This is a genomic window from Mesobacillus boroniphilus JCM 21738 (genome assembly GCF_000517385.1).
Classification (GTDB): Bacteria; Bacillota; Bacilli; order Bacillales; family Cytobacillaceae; genus Mesobacillus; species Mesobacillus boroniphilus.
In genome coordinates this window covers 1-3,144 of record NZ_BAUW01000169.1, presented here as the reverse complement: position 1 = coordinate 3,144, position 3,144 = coordinate 1, and the positions used below count along the sequence as shown (strand labels likewise).

The following is a 3,144-nucleotide window of genomic DNA, read 5'->3' as shown; positions in this document are numbered from 1 at the left end:
AAATTTTATAGTTTCCTAAACAATAAAAAAACCTCTTCACAAAGAAGAGGTTAGAAAATACACTAAACTCTTCTCATCTTTCAGCTTTACGCTGCAAGAATTAGCACCGTGCCCAGCTTATGCTGGATCGGTTGCCGGGCTTCATCGGGCTCGTCCCTCCGCCTGCTCTTGATAAGAAAATAATTTAATCAAGTTATTTAATTGGTTAAAGTAAATTTATTAATTAGGATTATGTCAGGTTCATAAATCAATGTCAACTATTTTTTGAAAATTTCCAAGCTTTCGATTCTGCTGACTGCTTCTTGCAATCTCTCCTCGGAGCTCAGCAAGCCAACCCTCACAAAGCCCTCTCCGTGTTCCCCAAACCCAACACCTGGCGCAACTGCAATATGTGCTTTTTCAAGCAAGAAATCCGCGAATTCAACCGAAGTGAAGTGTTCCGGAACCTTAAGCCAGGCAAAAAATGAGCCTTTTGGTGCTGTGACGTGCCAGCCAATTTTGTTCAATCCGTCAATAAGTATATTTCTTCTTGATTCGTATAAATCGTTTAACTCAGCTACACATTCCTGCGGCCCTAACAAAGCTTCTGCTGCCGCTTCCTGGACAGCACCAAACAAGCTGACATACATATGGTCCTGAAGCAGGTTAATCGCAGCAATCACACTCTTGTTCCCTGCTGCAAAGCCAACACGCCATCCAGCCATATTATACGTTTTCGAGAGCGTATAAATTTCGATTCCTACGTCCTTGGCACCCTCTGACTGTAAAAAGCTTTGTGGCCGTTTCCCGTCAAAGCCAATTGCCCCATACGCGAAATCGTGGACAACACAAATTTCATTTTTTCTGGCCAGCTCGATTGTCTGATCAAAAAATTCCTGGTGTGCTACCGCGCCCGTAGGATTATTTGGGTAGTTGAGGAACATCAGTTTTGCTTGATCCAAATCCTCTGCACTTAATTCAGCATAATTAGGCAGAAAGCCGTTCTCTTCTCTCAGTGGCATTGTCGCCATCTTCGCCTTCGCAAGTTCGACTCCAGATATGTAGTCAGGATAGCCGGGGTCTGGAACGAGAATGGTCTCCCCAGGATTCAACAGGCATTGAGGAATTTCAACCAGGCCAGCCTTGCCACCGAACAGGATGGCAATTTCTTCTTCTGGTTCAAGTTCGACTCCATACTCCCTTTTATAAAATGCTGCTGCAGCTTCTTTTAACGAATGCAAGCCTCTGAAGGGCGAATACTTATGGTTGACGGGATTATCCGCAGCTTGCTTCAAACTTTCAACAATGTGCTGTGGAGTAGGCTGGTCAGGGTTCCCCTGTCCCAGGTTTATAATGTCTGCCCCTTTTTCAGTATATGCTCCCACTTTTTGTACGAGTGAAGCAAAAAACTGCTTGGGCAGGTTTTTCAGTAAATTTGATTGTGGAAATTCCATTTTCTCACCTGCTTAGGAAATATATTAGTAATTTTAAATATTTATTTGAAATTCTAGTCACAAATGATATAACGTAAATAGTAACTTGTAAAGATATAATTTTCAGAAAGTATGGCGGTGATCATTGATGAAATATAAAATAGCATGCCTTCAAATGGACATTGCCTTTGGGAATCCTAGGCAAAATTACAAAAAAGCCTCCGAACTGATTCACCAGGCAAATGCTCAAAAACCTGATTTCATTGTCCTTCCCGAACTCTGGACTACCGGATATGATCTCGATAATTTAAAAGACACTGCAGAAGAAAACGCAAAAGAAGCCAAAGTGTTTTTCAAGGCTGCAGCTGAGAAATACAATTCCCATTTTATTGGCGGTTCGGTTGCCAATAAAACCGAAGCAGGCATTGAGAATACACTGCTTGTATTCGACAAGAATGGTGAGCAGGCAGGAAAATACAGCAAGCTCCACTTGTTCAAGCTCATGGATGAGCATCTGTATCTGGCTGCCGGAAAGGAAAAAGGGTTATTTACTTTAGATGGCCACAAATTTGCAGGGCTGATATGCTATGATATCCGCTTCCCGGAATGGGTCCGTGCACATGCACTCCAGGGAGTCGAAGCGATGTTTGTTGTTGCTGAGTGGCCAATCCAGCGGTTGGAACACTGGCGAGCATTGCTCATCGCCCGTGCAATTGAGAACCAATGCTTTATTATAGCATGCAACAGGGCCGGTTCAGACCCTAACAATAAATTTGCTGGCCATTCCATGGTCATTGGTCCATGGGGTGACGTGATTGCAGAAGGTGGAGAAGGTGAGGAAATCCTTCTTGCAGAAATCGACCTGGATGAGGTTAAGGAAGCAAGGAGCAGAATTCCTATCTTCACCGATCGCCAACCCGAACTGTATTAATCTCTGCCTACAGAAAAACCGCCGAAGACGAGGTCTCAGGCGGTTTTGGCTTTATTCAGGAATCATTCTGGTTTTGCCCACATCTCTTCAGGATTCAATTCATAAATCGCATTTTCACGATACATGTAATGATTGATGATGAATTCCCTTCTGATTGTCGCATAGTCCTCATGGAACTTCGTGATATATTCGTTCAGTTCCTTTTCTGGATACTTCTTTCCGGCTTTCAACCCACGGACCATATATTCGAATACCATCAGTTTCTTCTTCCGTTGCGCCGGGATGTTCTTTAATTTACCATCTTTTGTAAAGAAATTCTCAATAACCTTTTGTCTTTCGATATTCTGTTCGATTATTGCTTCCACCTCCCCTTCCTTTTTCTCAATCAACTTGCCAAGTGTTTTCGCCTGTTGCTTGATTAATGACTCATTTAAGTGAAAATAAATCGTGTTCTTGTCCCTGCGCTCAAAAATGACATTGATATCCCGCAATTTTTTGATATGATGTGTGATTGTCGGCGGGGTAAGGCCTAGTTTTCCGGCAATTGCCTGGCCATGAAGCGGCCCGTTGGCTAGCAAAGCCACTATTCTTAACCTTGTTGGGTCCCCCATTGCTTTATGAAAAGCAACAATTATCCAGCTGCATAAAATCACTCCATTTTATTAATTCGATGAATATCTAATTAGTTATATATCTAATATAAAACATTTTTCATTATTTTAAAAGAGAAATGAGTAAATCTTTTCTTTAAAAATTACCCCGGCAGATTTTTAAAGACTGTTTCATTCAAAGCTTTTAGCA

3 protein-coding genes and 1 riboswitch are annotated in these 3,144 nt (G+C 42.1%); of the genes, 1 reads left to right on the top strand and 2 read right to left on the bottom strand.

Translation table 11 applies throughout. From position 1 onward, the window contains the following. Window positions 1-70 precede the first annotated feature (70 nt). Window positions 71-178: riboswitch (SAM riboswitch) on the bottom strand. Window positions 179-257: 79 nt separating this feature from the next. Then, entirely contained in the window at window positions 258-1,433 is a 1,176-nt protein-coding gene (locus tag JCM21738_RS21315; protein ID WP_023615132.1) for a pyridoxal phosphate-dependent aminotransferase, read from the bottom strand. 127 nt (window positions 1,434-1,560) lie between these two features. Between JCM21738_RS21315 and JCM21738_RS21310 the strand changes: the two genes are divergently transcribed. Beyond that, the gene (locus JCM21738_RS21310) at window positions 1,561-2,343 is read left to right on the top strand and encodes a carbon-nitrogen family hydrolase (protein WP_023615133.1); all 783 of its coding nucleotides are present in this window, start codon (window positions 1,561-1,563) and stop codon (window positions 2,341-2,343) included. A 62-nt stretch (window positions 2,344-2,405) separates the two neighbouring features. Here the strand turns inward: JCM21738_RS21310 and JCM21738_RS21305 are convergent, their stop codons facing one another. Further along, window positions 2,406-2,954: a DUF2087 domain-containing protein gene (locus JCM21738_RS21305; protein WP_052019852.1), complete on the bottom strand. Its 549-nt coding sequence runs from the start codon at window positions 2,952-2,954 to the stop codon at window positions 2,406-2,408. Between the last annotated feature and the right edge of the window lie 190 nt (window positions 2,955-3,144).